The organism is Actinoplanes sp. NPDC051470, from assembly GCF_040682035.1.
Classification (GTDB): Bacteria; Actinomycetota; Actinomycetes; order Mycobacteriales; family Micromonosporaceae; genus Actinoplanes.
Genome location: NZ_JBFBAA010000047.1, coordinates 37,318 through 51,170 on the forward strand (window position 1 = coordinate 37,318; position 13,853 = coordinate 51,170).

13 protein-coding genes are annotated in these 13,853 nt (G+C 70.9%); 7 read left to right on the plus strand and 6 right to left on the minus strand.

Annotation, left to right across the window (positions count from 1 at the left end):
• Positions 1-55 precede the first annotated feature (55 nt).
• The 3 genes from AB0M54_RS44475 to AB0M54_RS44485 are packed head-to-tail and all read left to right on the plus strand — an operon-like array spanning position 56 to position 3,170.
• On the plus strand, positions 56-1,420 hold the full coding sequence (locus AB0M54_RS44475; RefSeq protein ID WP_364317962.1) for an extracellular solute-binding protein: 1,365 nt from the start codon (positions 56-58) through the stop codon (positions 1,418-1,420).
• Positions 1,417-2,286, plus strand: a complete 870-nt coding sequence (locus tag AB0M54_RS44480; RefSeq protein ID WP_364317960.1) for a sugar ABC transporter permease — start codon at positions 1,417-1,419, stop codon at positions 2,284-2,286. The genes AB0M54_RS44475 and AB0M54_RS44480 overlap by 4 nt, the downstream gene beginning before the upstream one ends.
• Positions 2,283-3,170, plus strand: a complete 888-nt coding sequence (locus AB0M54_RS44485) for a carbohydrate ABC transporter permease (RefSeq protein WP_364317958.1) — start codon at positions 2,283-2,285, stop codon at positions 3,168-3,170. Before AB0M54_RS44480 ends, AB0M54_RS44485 begins: the two co-directional genes overlap by 4 nt.
• A gap of 225 nt (positions 3,171-3,395) precedes the next feature.
• On the opposite strand, the gene AB0M54_RS44490 is transcribed toward AB0M54_RS44485, so the two are convergent.
• Positions 3,396-4,388, minus strand: a complete 993-nt coding sequence (locus AB0M54_RS44490; RefSeq protein ID WP_364478725.1) for a helix-turn-helix domain-containing protein — start codon at positions 4,386-4,388, stop codon at positions 3,396-3,398.
• Positions 4,389-4,459: 71 nt separating this feature from the next.
• Here AB0M54_RS44490 and AB0M54_RS44495 point away from each other — a divergent pair, with 71 nt between their 5' ends.
• A complete protein-coding gene (locus AB0M54_RS44495) occupies positions 4,460-5,515 on the plus strand; it encodes a saccharopine dehydrogenase NADP-binding domain-containing protein (RefSeq protein ID WP_364317956.1) in 1,056 nt (351 codons plus the stop codon).
• Here AB0M54_RS44495 and AB0M54_RS44500 read toward each other — a convergent pair.
• Genes AB0M54_RS44500 through AB0M54_RS44510 form a run of 3 tightly spaced genes read right to left on the minus strand, consistent with a single transcriptional unit; the run spans position 5,433 to position 7,188 of the window.
• Positions 5,433-5,813 (minus strand): PPOX class F420-dependent oxidoreductase, encoded by a 381-nt coding sequence (locus tag AB0M54_RS44500; protein ID WP_364317954.1) that lies wholly within the window; start codon positions 5,811-5,813, stop codon positions 5,433-5,435. The two genes, AB0M54_RS44495 and AB0M54_RS44500, sit on opposite strands and share 83 nt — an antisense overlap.
• A gap of 33 nt (positions 5,814-5,846) precedes the next feature.
• Positions 5,847-6,698, minus strand: a complete 852-nt coding sequence (locus AB0M54_RS44505) for a hypothetical protein (protein WP_364478728.1) — start codon at positions 6,696-6,698, stop codon at positions 5,847-5,849.
• A complete protein-coding gene (locus tag AB0M54_RS44510) occupies positions 6,691-7,188 on the minus strand; it encodes a SigE family RNA polymerase sigma factor (RefSeq protein ID WP_364317951.1) in 498 nt (165 codons plus the stop codon). Before AB0M54_RS44510 ends, AB0M54_RS44505 begins: the two co-directional genes overlap by 8 nt.
• A gap of 103 nt (positions 7,189-7,291) precedes the next feature.
• On the opposite strand from AB0M54_RS44510, the gene AB0M54_RS44515 reads away from it, so the two are divergent.
• A complete protein-coding gene (locus AB0M54_RS44515; RefSeq protein ID WP_364478731.1) occupies positions 7,292-9,334 on the plus strand; it encodes an alpha-1,4-glucan--maltose-1-phosphate maltosyltransferase in 2,043 nt (680 codons plus the stop codon).
• Between the two features lie 95 nt (positions 9,335-9,429).
• Positions 9,430-10,233 carry a CAP domain-containing protein gene (locus AB0M54_RS44520; RefSeq protein ID WP_364478734.1) on the plus strand — a complete coding sequence of 268 codons (804 nt, stop codon included), beginning with the start codon at positions 9,430-9,432 and terminating at the stop codon, positions 10,231-10,233.
• An 87-nt stretch (positions 10,234-10,320) separates the two neighbouring features.
• Here the strand turns inward: AB0M54_RS44520 and AB0M54_RS44525 are convergent, their stop codons facing one another.
• A complete protein-coding gene (locus tag AB0M54_RS44525) occupies positions 10,321-11,241 on the minus strand; it encodes a CPBP family intramembrane glutamic endopeptidase (protein ID WP_364478737.1) in 921 nt (306 codons plus the stop codon).
• 102 nt (positions 11,242-11,343) lie between these two features.
• On the opposite strand from AB0M54_RS44525, the gene AB0M54_RS44530 reads away from it, so the two are divergent.
• Entirely contained in the window at positions 11,344-11,934 is a 591-nt protein-coding gene (locus AB0M54_RS44530; protein ID WP_364478740.1) for a DinB family protein, read from the plus strand.
• 75 nt (positions 11,935-12,009) lie between these two features.
• Here the strand turns inward: AB0M54_RS44530 and AB0M54_RS44535 are convergent.
• The coding region (locus AB0M54_RS44535) for a M36 family metallopeptidase (protein ID WP_364478743.1) at positions 12,010-13,853 on the minus strand (1,844 nt) is incomplete at its 5' end.

A 13,853-nucleotide genomic window follows, 5' to 3' on the forward strand; every position in this document is an offset into this window, starting at 1 on the left:
TCAATTGATCTTGAACCGGTAACCACCTGATCGGGTCGACATGTGAGGGGTCCTGATGCGGCTCAAACTCGTCCTTGCCGCGCTGTCGGCAACGGTTCTCGCCGCCTCGGCCGCCGGCTGCGGCGGCGGTGACGACGGCGGCGGCGCCGACGGCAAGACGATCACCATCGCGTACCAGAAGTTCGGGTCCTTCATCCAGTTGGACAAGCAGCTGCAGGACGTCAAGAAGGAGTACGAGGCCGCACACCCCGGCTACACCGCGAAGCTGGTGCCGATCGAGGCGTCGGAGAACGACTACTACACCAAGCTCTCCCTGATGAACCGGTCGCCCAAGACGGCGCCGGACGTCATGTACGAGGACACGTTCCTGATCAACACCGACATCCAGGCCGGCTTCCTGGCCCCGATCGACGAGTACCTGAGCGGCTGGCCCGACTGGGCCCAGTTCACCGACGCCGCGAAGGCCGCCGGCAAGGCGCAGGACGGCAAGACGTACGGCGTACCCATGGGCACCGACACCCGCGCCCTCTGGTACGACAAGGGCATCTTCCAGAAGGCCGGTCTGACCGTGCCGTGGGAGCCCAAGAACTGGAACGACATCCTCACCGCGGCGCGCGCCATCAAGCAGAAGGTGCCCGGCGTGACCCCGCTGAACGTCTACTCCGGCAAGGGCGCCGGCGAGGGCGCGACCATGCAGGGCTTCGAGATGCTGCTGTACGGCACGAAGCACACCCTCTACGACGACGCCCAGAAGAAGTGGATCGTGCAGAGCCCCGGCTTCAACGACTCGCTGGGCTTCATCAAGACGATCTTCGACGAGAAGCTCGCGCCGGCGCCGCAGGACGCCCTCGACCCGAACTGGGGCACCAAGGTCAACACCGAGCTGTTCCCGACCGGCAAGCTCGGCATCAGCCTCGACGGCTCCTGGGTCAGCAGCACCTGGCTCGAGAGCGGCAGCAAGCCGTGGCCCGAGTGGAACGACAAGCTCGGCTACACCGCGATGCCCACCCAGAACGGCGACGCCCCCGGCAAGATCAGCATGTCCGGCGGCTGGCTGCTCTCGGTCGGCGCCAACTCCAAGGACAAGAAGGCCTCGTTCGACTTCGTGGCCACGATGCTGAACAAGGAGAACACCAAGAAGTACGACATCGCGGCCGGCCAGATCGCCGAACGCAAGGACGTGGCGGCCGACCCTGAGTACCTGAAGTCGAACCCGTCGCTCAAGTTCTTCACCGACCTGGTCGAGGTCACCAAGTTCCGCCCGGCGTACCCGGACTATCCGAACGTCTCCAACGGCATCCAGGTCGCCATGGAGTCGGTGATGACCGGCCAGCAGTCGGTCGACGAGGCCGCGAAGACGTTCGCCGAGTCGACCACCTCGGCGGTCGGCGGACCGGACAAGGTGACCAACGCGCAATGACGACCTCCACCGCCCCGCGGGCAGCCAGGATCGGGGCGTTCGCCCCGGCCCTGCTGCTGCTCGCGGTGTTCTTCGCCGGCCCGCTGATCTGGGCCGTGTACAGCGCGTTCACCGACGTCGCCCTGACCGGCTCGGCCGAGGTCAACTTCATCGGGGTGGACAACTTCACCACGATGTGGCGTGACGCGCAGTTCTGGAACTCGCTCTGGCTGACGCTGATCTTCGTGGTCGGCTCGGCCGTGATCGGGCAGAACACCCTCGGGCTGCTCATCGCCCTGCTGCTGCGCGGCCGCAGTCAGGCCGCCCGCGGGCTGGTCAGCGGCCTGGTCATCGCCGCCTGGACGGTGCCCGAGGTGGTGGCCGGCTTCTGCTGGTACTCCTACCTGCACCGCGACGGCACGCTGAACGGCATCCTGGGCTGGGTCGGGCTCGACCAGAACTGGCTCTACACGACGCCGATGCTGGCGGTCATCCTGGCCAACGTCTGGCGCGGCACGGCCTTCTCGATGCTCGTCTACCAGGCCGCGCTCAACGACGTGCCGCCCGAGCTGCACGAGGCGGCTGCGGTCGACGGCGCGTCGGCCTGGCAGCGCCTGCGAAGCGTGACCCTGCCGCTGATCCGCCGCTCGATCGTCAGCAACCTGATGCTCATCACCCTGCAGACCCTGGCCGCGTTCGGCCTGATCTACGTGATGACCAAGGGCGGCCCCGGCAACAAGAGCTCGACCACGCCGATCTACATGTACCAGGAGAGTTTCCAGTTCTACAAGCTCGGCTACGGCACGGCGATGGCGTTGGTGCTGCTGGTGATCGGGGCGATCTTCTCGCTCATCTACGTACGCCTGATCAAGGTGGACAACCTGTGACGACAACCCTTGCCCCGCCGCCCGTGAAGGCGAAGACCAGGCCCACGGCCGACCTGACCATGCCGGGCCGCGGCCCGCTGCGGTTCGCCGTCTACCTGGTCCTGCTGATCGTCGCGATCGCCTTCTTCCTGCCGTTCCTGTGGCTCGTGGTGGCGTCGGTCCAGCCCGGCGCTGCCCTGTCGGCCGACATCACCTGGGAGTTCTCGTTCAAGAACTTCGCGGACGTGCTCAACGTCGAGACCATCTTCCGCCCGGTGCTCAACTCGCTGATCATCTCCGGCGGCACGGCGCTGATCACGGTGTTCGCGGCCACGCTGGCGGCCTACCCGCTGTCGCGTTACCGCAGCCGCTTCGGACGGATGTTCCTCTACGGCATCCTGTTCTCCACCGGCCTGCCGATCACCGCGGTCATGGTGCCGGTCTACACCATGTACAGTCAGTTCGAGCTGACCGACTCGGTGCCCGCGCTGATCCTGTTCATGGCCGCGTCGAGCCTGCCGTTCGCCATCTGGATGATGAAGAACTTCATGGACTCGGTGCCGGTCGAACTCGAGGAGGCGGCGTGGACGGACGGCGCCGGCTGGTTCCAGTCGCTGCGCCGGATCATCCTGCCGCTGATGATCCCCGGCCTGACGGTGGTCTTCGTCTTCACCTTCGTCACCCAGTGGGGCAACTTCTTCGTACCGTTCATCCTGTTGCAGAGCCCCGAGAGCCAGCCCGCCTCGGTGACCATCTACACGTTCTTCTCCACCTACGGCCAGGTCGCGTACGGCCAGCTCGCCGCCTTCGCGATCCTCTACACCCTGCCCGTGGTGCTGCTCTACACGGCCATGTCCCGCGTCTTCGGCGGCGCGTTCAGCATGACCGGAGCGGTCAAAGGATAGTTGCCTCCGCGTTGCCGCAAGGGCCAACAGCAAGATCAAGACCAGGCTTGGGTACGCCTGACCAAGCACCCAACCGCAACGGCCGAGTCCCGCCATCCTCCGGATCCAGGTGGTGGGTCCCGGCCGTTGCCGCGTTCCGGCCGACCAGCGCGAGAAGGCCTCGTACTCCGCCACCCGAGGCGTCCCGTCCGAGCCGAGAATCACGAACGTGACCTGTGTCGTGATCTACTTCTGGCCCCCGGGCGGCCGTGACCCGGACTGCCCCGAGTGCGGAGGGCGGAACGTGCGGCGGTAGGTGTCCGGGGGTACGCCGATCGTGCGCTGGAAGTGGCGGCGCAGGGTGGTTGCCGTACCCATGCCGGCGGCCGCGGCGATGGTGTCGACGCTGTCGTCGGTGGTCTCCAACATCTCCTGCGCGCGGCGGATCCGCTGGGTGAGCAGCCACCGCAGCGGGGTGGTGCCGGCGACCGCGTGGAAGTGGCGGGTCAGGTGGCGTGCGCTCAGGTTGGCCTGGCGGGCCAGGTCGTCCACGGACAGCGGCTGGTCGAGCCGCCGCATCGCCCAGGGCAGCAGGCCGGCCAGGGCGTGGCCGTCCTGGGCCGGCACCGGCGTGGTGACGAACTGGGCCTGGCCACCGGCCCGATGGGGCGGCACGACGAGGCGGCGGGCGACCACGTTGGCGATCGCCGAGCCGTGGTCGCGGCGGACCAGATGCAGGCACAGGTCCATCGCCGCCGCCTTGCCGGCGGACGTGAGCACCCGGCCGTTGTCGACATAGAGCACGTCCGGGTCGACCGCGATCCGCGGATAGCGGGCGGCGAGCAGCTCGGTGTGGGCCCAGTGGGTGGTGGCCCGCAGCCCGTCCAGCAGCCCGGCGGCGGCGAGCACGAACGCGCCGGTGCACAGCGACACCACCCGCGCGCCGGCCTCGTGGGCCGCGCGGACCGCCTCGACCAGGTCGGCCGGCGGCTCATCGTCCACGTCGGCCAGGGCCGGGACGATGACCGTGCCGGCCCTGGCCAGCCGGTCGAGGCCGCAGTCGGGCTCGACCAGGAAACGACCGGCCCGCACGGCCCGATCACCGCAGATCGTCACGTCGTACCAGGGGACCCGCACCGCGTCCGGCGCGGAGCCGAAGACCTCGTAGGCCATGGCCAGCTCGAAGTGCAGCATCCCGTCGGTGGCGGCGACGGCGACGGTACGCGGACCGGAACTCATGTCCGGAACTGTACGGGTCGTGTCGTTCCGGACACTAGTCGCCGGACGGCGGGGCGGTCACGCTGACAGCCATGGAGAAAAGCGTTGCCGTGTACGGCGCTTCCGGGCACACCGGGCGGTTCGTGGTCGCCGAGTTGAGTGGGCGCGGCTACGTCCCGCTGCTTCTCGGCCGTGACCGGGACAAGCTCGCGGAATCTGAGGTGCGGCCGGGGCTCGAGGTGCGGCCGGCGGCGGTCGACGATCCGGCCGCGCTCGACCGGGCGCTGCGCGACGCGGCCGCCGTGATCAACTGCGCCGGCCCGTTCGCCACGACCGCCGCCCCGCTGATCGAGGCCGCGCTGCGGGCCGGGATCCCGTACGTCGACGTGGCAGCCGAGATCGAGGCCAACCGGGACACGTTCCAGCACTTCGCCGACCGGGCCCGTGCCGCGGGCACCCTGGTGGTCCCGGCCATGGCCTTCTTCGGTGGCCTCGGCGATCTGCTGGTCACCACCGCGATGGGCGACTGGACGGCCGCGGACGAGGCGCACATCGCGTACGGCCTGAGCAGCTGGCGCCCCACCCCGGGCACGCTTGTCGCGGGCGCGGTCTCAGGCCGGCGACGCAACGGCCGCCGGGTCCGCTACACCGGCGGACGGCTGCGCTACCACGACGACGCCCTGCCCACCGTGACCTGGCCCTTCCCCGCCCCGCTGGGCCCCCAGCCGGTCATCGCCGAGTTCACCATGGCCGACGTCGTCACCGTCCCCAGCCACCTGGCCGTCCCGGAGATCCGCACCTACATGACCGCCAACGCGGCCGCGGACCTGTCCGGTCCGGAGCGGGTCCGCGAGGCCGAGACCTTCGTCGTCGACGTCCTGGTCCGCTCGGGCGCCGAGGAGCGCCGGGTGGTCGCTTCCGGCCGGGACATCTACGCCGTCACCGCCCCGCTCGCGGTGGAGGCGGTCGACCGCATCCTGACCGGCCGGACCGGAACCACCGGCGTCGCCTCGGCCGGCGCCGCCTTCGACGCCCCGGATTTTCTCGGCGCCCTGGCCCCGAGAATCAGAACGACACCACGATGCCGATCATCGGCGGCCGGCGAAGTCGCAGCAGGCGGGCGAACCAGTTACCCGCCCGCGACATGACGTATCGGCCGGCCAGCAGTTTCCGGGCCTTGGCCGTCCCGTCGTCGTCCAGCACCCGGGCCGTTCCGGTGGCGCTCGGCGCATCCGGCGCCACCACCCCGCGCAGCGAGCACGGCACGACGGTGACCTGCGGGTTGTTGCGGATCCGCTTGACCTTGAACGAGGCCGCCTCGGTCACGATCCACAGTTCACCGTCGTGCGGCACGTGCCAGACCGGCGTACTCACCGGTGTGCCGTCCTTGCGATAGGTCGTCAGGCTGACGTGCTTGCTGCGGAGGATCTCGTCGGCCAAGGTCATCCGGTCAGCCTACCGAGCCGAAGCGTGATTCGGTCAGCATGGCGGGTCGGAGGCGCCGCACAGGCGGGTGCCGGCCTGGGCGGCGATCTTCCGCAGCTCGGGGAGGGGCTGGTCGCGGGGGACGATACGGGTGACGAGGTCGCCCACCCGGACGTAGGCCACCAGCTCGCTGCCGCCCCCGTCGAGCGGGCGGCCGGTGCTCGCGTCGACCGCGCTGACGTCGTGCCGCACCACCACCGAGTCGTCGCCCGCGAAGTTCTCGGCGGCGATCGACCAGGTGTGCGTCACCCGCGCCGCGACCTTGGCGCCGCCGGCTGCGGTCACCTCGCCGGTCACGGTCCGGATGCCGCAGGCGGCGACCACCGACCGCAGGTCGCGCAGGACCGCGACCGCGTCCGGGCCGGCGTACCGGTGGATCTGCTGAGCCAGCACGAATGGGCGCTCCGGGCGGCTCGCCTCGGTGCCGAGCAGGAGGGTGACGCCGACCGAGAAGCGCGGCACCTGGGGCAGCTTCAGCCCGCTGCTGTTGGTGGTGAGGCAGAGGGTGAGCTCATCGGGCTGGAGCGGGCGGAACGCGTCGGGGCCGTCGATCTGGCTGTCCGGACCCGCGCCGACGTCGGCGGGGGACAGCAGCACCGACCGCGGGATCTCCACCGGGACCGGGGCGGCGCTGACCGGCGGCGCGGCCGGCATCGGCGGCGGTGGCCCGCCGGCGGTGGCCAGGCCGGTCGCGCCGGCCGTCACCACGATCACGGCGCCGGCCACGGCCACCAGGTTGCGGCGGCGCCGGCGGCGCACCCGGCCGCGCAGCTCGTCGGCCGACGGCCACCGGACGGCGGCCAGGTCGGTGGTGACATCGCTCATCAGGTCTCGCAGGTCAGACATCAGCCGGCTCCGAGGGGTCGAGGGTGAGAAGGGTGGCCAGCGCGGCGCGGCCACGGTGCAGGCGGGCCTTGACGGTGCCGACCGGCGCGCCGGTCTCCCGCGCGACGTCCGCCACCGGCATCCCGAGCAGGTAGTGCATGGCGATCGCGGTCCGCTGCTCGGCCGGCAGCCGGCGCAGCGCCTCCACCACGGCGACGGTGTTGACGCTGGGCTCCGGCTCGGGGTCGGCCGGTCCGTGCCGCAGATAGGCGCGGGCCCGGTTGCGCAGCCGCCGCCACCGCGACACCGCGATCCGCTGGGCCACCATCCGCAGCCACGCCTCGGGGTCCTCGTACCGGTCGATCGAGGACCAGTGCTGCCAGGCCCTCATGTACGCCTCCTGCACCACGTCCTGAGCCTCGGCCAGGTCGTGGGTGTGCAGATACACGTACCCGAGCAGCCGTTGCCGGCTCCCCTGATAGAACTCGTCGAACCCGCCCGCGTCCGGCACCCGTACCTCCCGTGGTCATCGCACAGCAGAACACGCCCGGGGCGGGAGCAAGGTTGCGTCGTCCGTCGAGCGACCCGGCGGTGATCGGGATACGCTCCGCGACATGGACGCTGAACGGTCCGGACGGCGGGCGCCCGTCGTCCCGGCCGACGCGCCGACCGCGCCGGCCCGCCCGGTCGGACGGATCCCGGTGCAGGACGTGACGCCGCTGGTGGACGGGGGCAACCGGCCGGCCAAGTCCGTGGTGGACGAGTCGTTCGAGGTCACCGCCACCGTCTTCCGCGAGGGGCACGACGCGGTCAACGCCACGGTCGTGCTGACCGATCCGGGCGGCGCCGAGCAGTGCCTGCCGATGACCTGTGTCAACGCGGGACTCGACCGGTGGTCGGTGACGATCAGCGCGGACCGCGCCGGGCGCTGGTCGTACCGGGTCGAGGGCTGGTCCGACCCGTACGGCACCTGGCACCACGACGCCGTGATCAAGGTCGGCGCGGGCGTCGACGTCGAGTTGATGCTGGAGGAGGGGGCGCGGGTCCTGGAACGGGCGGTGGCCGCGACCGCGCGCGGCGACGACGGGGTCCGGCTGCTGACCCGGGCCGCGGCGGCCCTGCGGGACGGCACGCTGCCGGTGGCGGAACGGCTCGCCGCCGGCCTCACCCCGGCGGTGCGCGCCGAGCTGGCGGCGCGACCGTTGCGGGAGTACGTCTCACCCGGTCCCGACCATCCCTGGCTGGTGGAGCGCGAACGGGCCCTCTACGGCGCCCGGTACGAGATGTTCCCCCGGTCCGAGGGGGCGACGCGGGACCCGGACACCGGGCGGTGGACCAGCGGCACCTTCGCGACCGCGACCGACCGGCTGCCGGCCGTCGCGGCGATGGGCTTCGACGTCGTCTACCTGACCCCGATCCACCCGATCGGCGGGACCAACCGCAAGGGCCGCAACAACAGCCTGCGGGCCGAGCCCGGGGACCCCGGGTCGCCGTACGGCATCGGCTCCGCGGCCGGCGGCCACGAGACCGTCCACCCCGAGCTGGGCGACCTCGACGCGTTCGACGCCTTCGTCGCGACGGCCGCCGAGCTGGGGCTGGAGGTCGCCCTCGACCTGGCGCTCAACGCCTCACCCGACCACCCCTGGCTGACCACCCACCCGGAGTTCTTCACCACCCGCGCCGACGGCACCATCACCCCGGCCGAGAACCCGCCGAAGAAGTACCAGGACATCTACCCGCTGAACTTCGACAACGACCCGGCGGGGATCTACGCCGAGATGCGCCGCGTGGTGCAGGTGTGGATCGATCACGGCGTCCGGATCTTCCGGGTCGACAACCCGCACACCAAGCCGGTCGAGTTCTGGGAGTGGCTGATCGGCGACGTCGGCCGCGACCATCCCGACGTCATCTGGCTGGCCGAGGCGTTCACCCGGCCGGCGATGATGCACACGCTGGCCAAGGTCGGCTTCCAGCAGTCGTACACCTACTACGCGTGGCGGCACACCCGGGCCGAGCTGGTCGAGTACCTGACCGAGCTGACCGGGCCGGCGGCGGCGTACATGCGGCCCAGCTTCTGGCCGACCACGCACGACATCCTCACGCCGTTCATGCAGCACGGCGGCCCGACGGCGTGGAAGTTGCGCGCCGCCCTGGCGGCCACCCTGGTGCCCACCTACGGCATCTACGCCGGGTACGAGCTGGTCGAGGACCGCGCGCGGCCGGGCGCCGAGGAGCAGATCGACAACGAGAAGTACGAGTACAAGGACCGGCGCTGGGCCGACCACGAGCGCGACGGGTCATCCCTGGCGCCGTACCTCACCCTGATCAACGACATCCGGCGGGCCCACCCCGCGCTGCACCGCCTACGGAACCTCCGCTTCCACACCGCGGACGACGACAACATCCTGGTCTTCTCCAAGGCGCGGACGCTGTACGACCGCCAGGACGTGATCCTGGTCGTGGCCAACCTCGACCCGCACCACACCCGCGACACCTGGATCCACCTGGACCTGGCCGCCCTCGGCCTGACCTGGCCGGACGTCTTCGTGGCGCACGACCTGATCACCGGGCAGCGCTTCACCTGGGGCGAACACAACTTCGTCCGGCTCGGCCCCGGCACCGAGCCGGTCCACATCATCGGCGTCCAGCGTCCCTGAGGCCGGATCTTTAAGTTTTGTTCAATAAGCGTGCGTGAGAAGTCGGCGCAGGTCAGAGTCGGTCGGGCTCTCCCCATCGATCGACAAGGATCACCATGCGCTCGCGTCACCGCCGGCCCTCCCGGACCCGTCTTCTCGTGCTCGCCACCTGCGCCCTGGGTGTGCTCGGGGCGGGCGCCGCCGGCATCGCCTCGGCCCAGTCCTCCGGGCACCGCCCCCACCCGGCCGCCCGGCCCGCCGCCGCCCAGCTCGGCCCGGCCACCAAGGCGACGTCGTCCCGCGAGCGGCGCCCGCACCGGTCGCGCCCGACCAGGCCGACCACCGCGCCGCCGACCACCACCGCGCCGCCGTCCGACCCCACCTCCCCGCCGTCCGACCCGACCACGCCGCCGACGGATCCGACCACCCCGCCCACCACGCCGCCCAGCGAGCCGGCCACCCCGCCGACGAGCCCGCCGGTGACGCCGCCGCCCGCCGACGACGCGGTCATCACCCAGGTGCTGGCTCACATCAACGCCGCGCGTACGGCGGAAGGTCTGTCGACCCTGGCGCTGAGCCCGCAGCTGACCGGCGCCTCGGAGGCGCACAACGCCCTGATGGCCGGCGGCTGCGGCCTGTCGCACCAGTGCCCGGGTGAGGCCGGCCTGGGCGCGCGCTTCACCGCCGCGGGCGTCACCTGGCGCTCGGCCGGTGAGAACATCGGCCAGAGCAATGCCGCCAACAACCAGGCCGCCATCGTCGGCGCGGCCAACGGGCTGACCGACCTGATGCTGGCCGAGGTGGCGCCCAACGACGGTCACCGCCGGAACCTGCTCAACCCCGGCTTCACCCGGGTCGGCCTGGCCGTGACCCGCGGCGCTGACGGCCGCGTCTGGTTCACCCAGGACTTCGTCAACTAGTACCTCAACGGCCCGGATCGGCATCCGTGCTGATCTGATGGGCCCGGCGCAGCACGTCGAGCTGAGCGCGGTTGTAGAGCGCTCAGCTCAGCGATCTCGCGAGTGCTCCAGGCCATGCTCTCCGCTCCTCCCGCCCGCCACCGTACGGGTGGCCCGGATCCTTCGCTCACGCAGCCAGACCAGCACGAGCATGGCAATGTTGACCGCGCCGAGGATCAGCACGGCCGCGTCGCCGGTGTCGGTGGAGCGGTCGATGGCGAAGGGCGCACCGTCCGACATCAGCGTGTTGACCGTGGTGAACAGGACGTTGTTGGCGACGTGGAACGCGACCGGCGCCTCGATGCCGTTGCTCACGATCGCCATCAGTCCGGTCGCGGCGCTGAGGAAGGCGTAGTAGCCGAGCAGCCACGGGTCCGAGGACCCGTGCAGCACCGCGAAGGCCAGGCTGGAGACGACGAGGCCGAGGATCAGGGCCGGGCGGACGGCGCGCAGCCAGGACGCGGCGGCGGGCAGCGCGGCACTCCGGAACATCAGCTCCTCGCCGATCGCCTGGAGCGGCGTGGTCAGCAGGATCACGACGAGCATGACAATCGTCGTACCGGACACGCCGAAGGCGATCCACCCCGGTGAGTCGGGGGCCACGACGGCCACCACGCCGATCCCGGCGGCCACCAGCAGTGCCGCGCTCAGCAGGTAACGCCGCAGACGGCGGGCGTCGAACGGCCGGGGCGAGCTGATCAGGCTGCGCCAGGGCACCCGGGCCAGCCGGGCCAGGAGCAGGATCGCCAGGACGCCGGTGGCGATGGTCGCGAGGTTCACGGCCAGGAACTTCAGCGGGGTCATGGTCGGCGCCAACGGGTTGTCGCTGCCCTCCAGGACGCCGGCCAGCTGGTAGCCCAGGATCTGCAGGACCAGCAGCACCAGCGGCGGTACGAGGACCACCACCAGGGGTTTCCACCAGCTCATGCGCAGGTGTGCGCCGAACGGTCGAGAGTCATCGACGTCCATCAGGGTTCCCTTCGGCATCGCATCGGTAGGTGCGATCACGAGTGGAAACCGTGTCGTGGGGGCAGGGTCAAGTCCCGCGACGAAGATGCGATGCTGCTCGGCATGAGCGGATCGGACACCAAGGCGGATCTTCATCACTACCTGCGGACCGCCCGCGAAGCGCTGCTGTGGAAACTCGACGGGCTCGACGAGTACGACCTGCGCCGGCCGCTGACCCCGACCGGCACCAACCTGCTGGGCCTGGTGAAACACGTGGCCCTGACCGAGGCGGGCTACCTCGGCGCCGTCTTCGGTCGCCCGCTCGACGACGTCCTGCCCGGCCTGGAGGACGACGCCGAGACCAACGCCGACATGTGGGCCACCCTCGACGAGTCCCGTGACCGCGTCGAGGCGTTCTACCGGCGCGTCTGGCAGCACTCCGACGCGACGATCGAGGCGCTCGACCTGGACGCGATCGGCCGCGTGCCCTGGTGGCCGGCGGAGCATCGAGAGGTGACGTTGCACCTTGTCCTGACGCACATGATCGCCGAGGCCCACCGGCACGCCGGGCACGCCGACATCGTGCGGGAGCTGATCGACGGGGCGGCGGGGCTGCGGGCGGACAACAACAACCTGGCGCCCGGCGACGCGACCTGGTGGCAGGACTACCGGGCCCGGCTCCAGCAGGTCGCGGAGGCCGCCCGCGACGCCTGACCTCGCGCGCCGTGGTACGGCGGCAGGCCCGGCCGCATGAGGAGTGCTGACCGGGCCTGCCTGTGGAGCGATGGATCAGTGTGCGGCGCCGTACACGCCGACCTCGACCGTGTCGACGTAGAAGCACCCGGCGTAGCCGTCGGGGCAGGTGATGCCCTCTTCGGCGATCTGCGTGCCGAGCATCGAGTACCGCAGGTAGCGCACCTCGGACGTGCTGCCCGAGGCGAGCGGCACCGCGTTCATCTTGTCGCGGTTGGCCACCCCGAAGTGGCCCTCGGCGGCGACCGTCCAGGTCTGGCCGTCGGCCGACGTCTCGACGCGGTAGTCACCGGTCGAGGCGCTGGCGTCGTCACCGCAGTTGCCGGTCGGGTTGATCTCGATGGCCGACACGTCGACCGCCGCCGGCAGTTGCACGACCAGGAAGCGCGGGTCGATCTTGCCGTCGGCGCCGTACGTGGCGTCGGTGCTCCAGCCGGTCTGCTGCAGCGCGTCGACCGCGGCGTCGGGACCACACCCGATGAAGCCGTAGTCGTCGCCGTTGGAGTCGGTCACCTGGCTGCCGCCGGTGGTCGCGGCCCAGTCCCGGCGCAGCGCCCAGTCCACCTTGTTGGCGCCCTGGTGCACCCGCAGGTCCTTCACGACCGGCTCGTAGCCGGGCGCGCTGGCGCTCACCGAGGGGTACGTGCCACCGGGCAGCACGTTGGCGATCGTGTACTTGCCCTGGGCGTCGCTGACGGCCTGGTACGAGTCGGCGAAGCCGGAGGCGTGCCCGGCGAAGGTGATCGTGGCCCCGGCCAGCGGCGCGCCGGTGGTCACGTCGGTGACGGTGCCGGTGACCGAGGTGCGCGAGGCGTCCCGGGTCGGCGGGGTGGAGAAGTCCTCGATCGGGGTGACGTCGTTGCCGCCCAGGTCGGCGGCGAACCAGCCCATGCCGCGGCCGGCGAAGACCTTCCAGATCTTCTTGGCGTCCCGGCCGTCGCGGGTGACCTTGTCGGCCATCAGGATCGAGTTGCGCATGTCGAGGAACGACGGGTTGGCCGGTGACAGCTCCATCGCCCGGGTGACCAGGGACTCGGCGAGCTTCGAGCCGACCGACGTACGCAGGTCCCAGAGCGTCTCGCCCCAGATCTCGCCGTCCGCGTGGACCTCCGGACCGCCGATGATCTTGCCCATGTCGCCGTAGGTGTAGCCGCCCGATCCGGCGCCCTCGGTGCCGGGGCAGGCCGTCGCGTCGGCGCCGACGGTGCAGTCCAGCGGCTGGGTGCGGATCAGATTCTGGTCGTTGCTGACGTACCGCCCGACCAGCACTTCTCCCGGCTTGGCGGTGTCGGTCTGGAAGCCGTCGGCGACCAGCTTGTCGAACGCGTACCAGTCGGACCAGGCCTCGCCCATCGAGCCGCCCTGGAAGCCGGTCAGCGTCGAGTTGCCCGACGCGTCGACCACCAGGCGGTTGGACATGCCGTGGGTGTACTCGTGGTAGACCACGTCGGCCTCGTCGCCCGAGTTGGCCGCGATGAAGGGGTCCTCGGGCCAGGTCGGGTCCCGGAACAGGTACATCTGCATCCGGCCGGGCACGCCGTCCGGGGTGGGCAGCATGTTGGCGTTGTCGGTGTGGCCGGAATCCGGCCCGCCCTCGCCGGTCGCGGCGCCGTCGATCGCGTTGACCTCGATCGGGTCACCGTCGGCGGTCTCGTAGTTGCCGGCCGCCGGGGTGAAGCCGATCGGCGACTTCTCCAGGTGGTCGTGGAAGCTGCTGACGTAGTAGAAGAGCTGCGCCGCGTTCTGCTTGGCGTTGTCCTTCCACGAGTCGGCGGTCTTCGGGTCCCACGAGCACTGCTTGTCGGCGGCGCAGGGCGGGCCGACCTGGCTGGTGAAGTCCTTGAACGGGAACCGCCAGTCGCCGGGCTTGTTCGGGGCGA

Excerpts from the sequence above, each read along its gene's own strand:
- AB0M54_RS44475 (WP_364317962.1), top strand. The coding sequence starts at position 56 with ATGCGGCTCAAACTCGTCCTTGCCGCGCTGTCGGCAACGGTTCTCGCC.
- AB0M54_RS44480 (WP_364317960.1), top strand. The coding sequence starts at position 1,417 with ATGACGACCTCCACCGCCCCGCGGGCAGCCAGGATCGGGGCGTTCGCC.
- AB0M54_RS44490 (WP_364478725.1), bottom strand. The coding sequence starts at position 4,388 with ATGAGTTCCGGTCCGCGTACCGTCGCCGTCGCCGCCACCGACGGGATG.
- AB0M54_RS44495 (WP_364317956.1), top strand. The coding sequence starts at position 4,460 with ATGGAGAAAAGCGTTGCCGTGTACGGCGCTTCCGGGCACACCGGGCGG.
- AB0M54_RS44500 (WP_364317954.1), bottom strand. The coding sequence starts at position 5,813 with ATGACCTTGGCCGACGAGATCCTCCGCAGCAAGCACGTCAGCCTGACG.
- AB0M54_RS44505 (WP_364478728.1), bottom strand. The coding sequence starts at position 6,698 with ATGTCTGACCTGCGAGACCTGATGAGCGATGTCACCACCGACCTGGCC.
- AB0M54_RS44515 (WP_364478731.1), top strand. The coding sequence starts at position 7,292 with ATGGACGCTGAACGGTCCGGACGGCGGGCGCCCGTCGTCCCGGCCGAC.
- AB0M54_RS44520 (WP_364478734.1), top strand. The coding sequence starts at position 9,430 with ATGCGCTCGCGTCACCGCCGGCCCTCCCGGACCCGTCTTCTCGTGCTC.
- AB0M54_RS44525 (WP_364478737.1), bottom strand. The coding sequence starts at position 11,241 with ATGGACGTCGATGACTCTCGACCGTTCGGCGCACACCTGCGCATGAGC.
- AB0M54_RS44530 (WP_364478740.1), top strand. The coding sequence starts at position 11,344 with ATGAGCGGATCGGACACCAAGGCGGATCTTCATCACTACCTGCGGACC.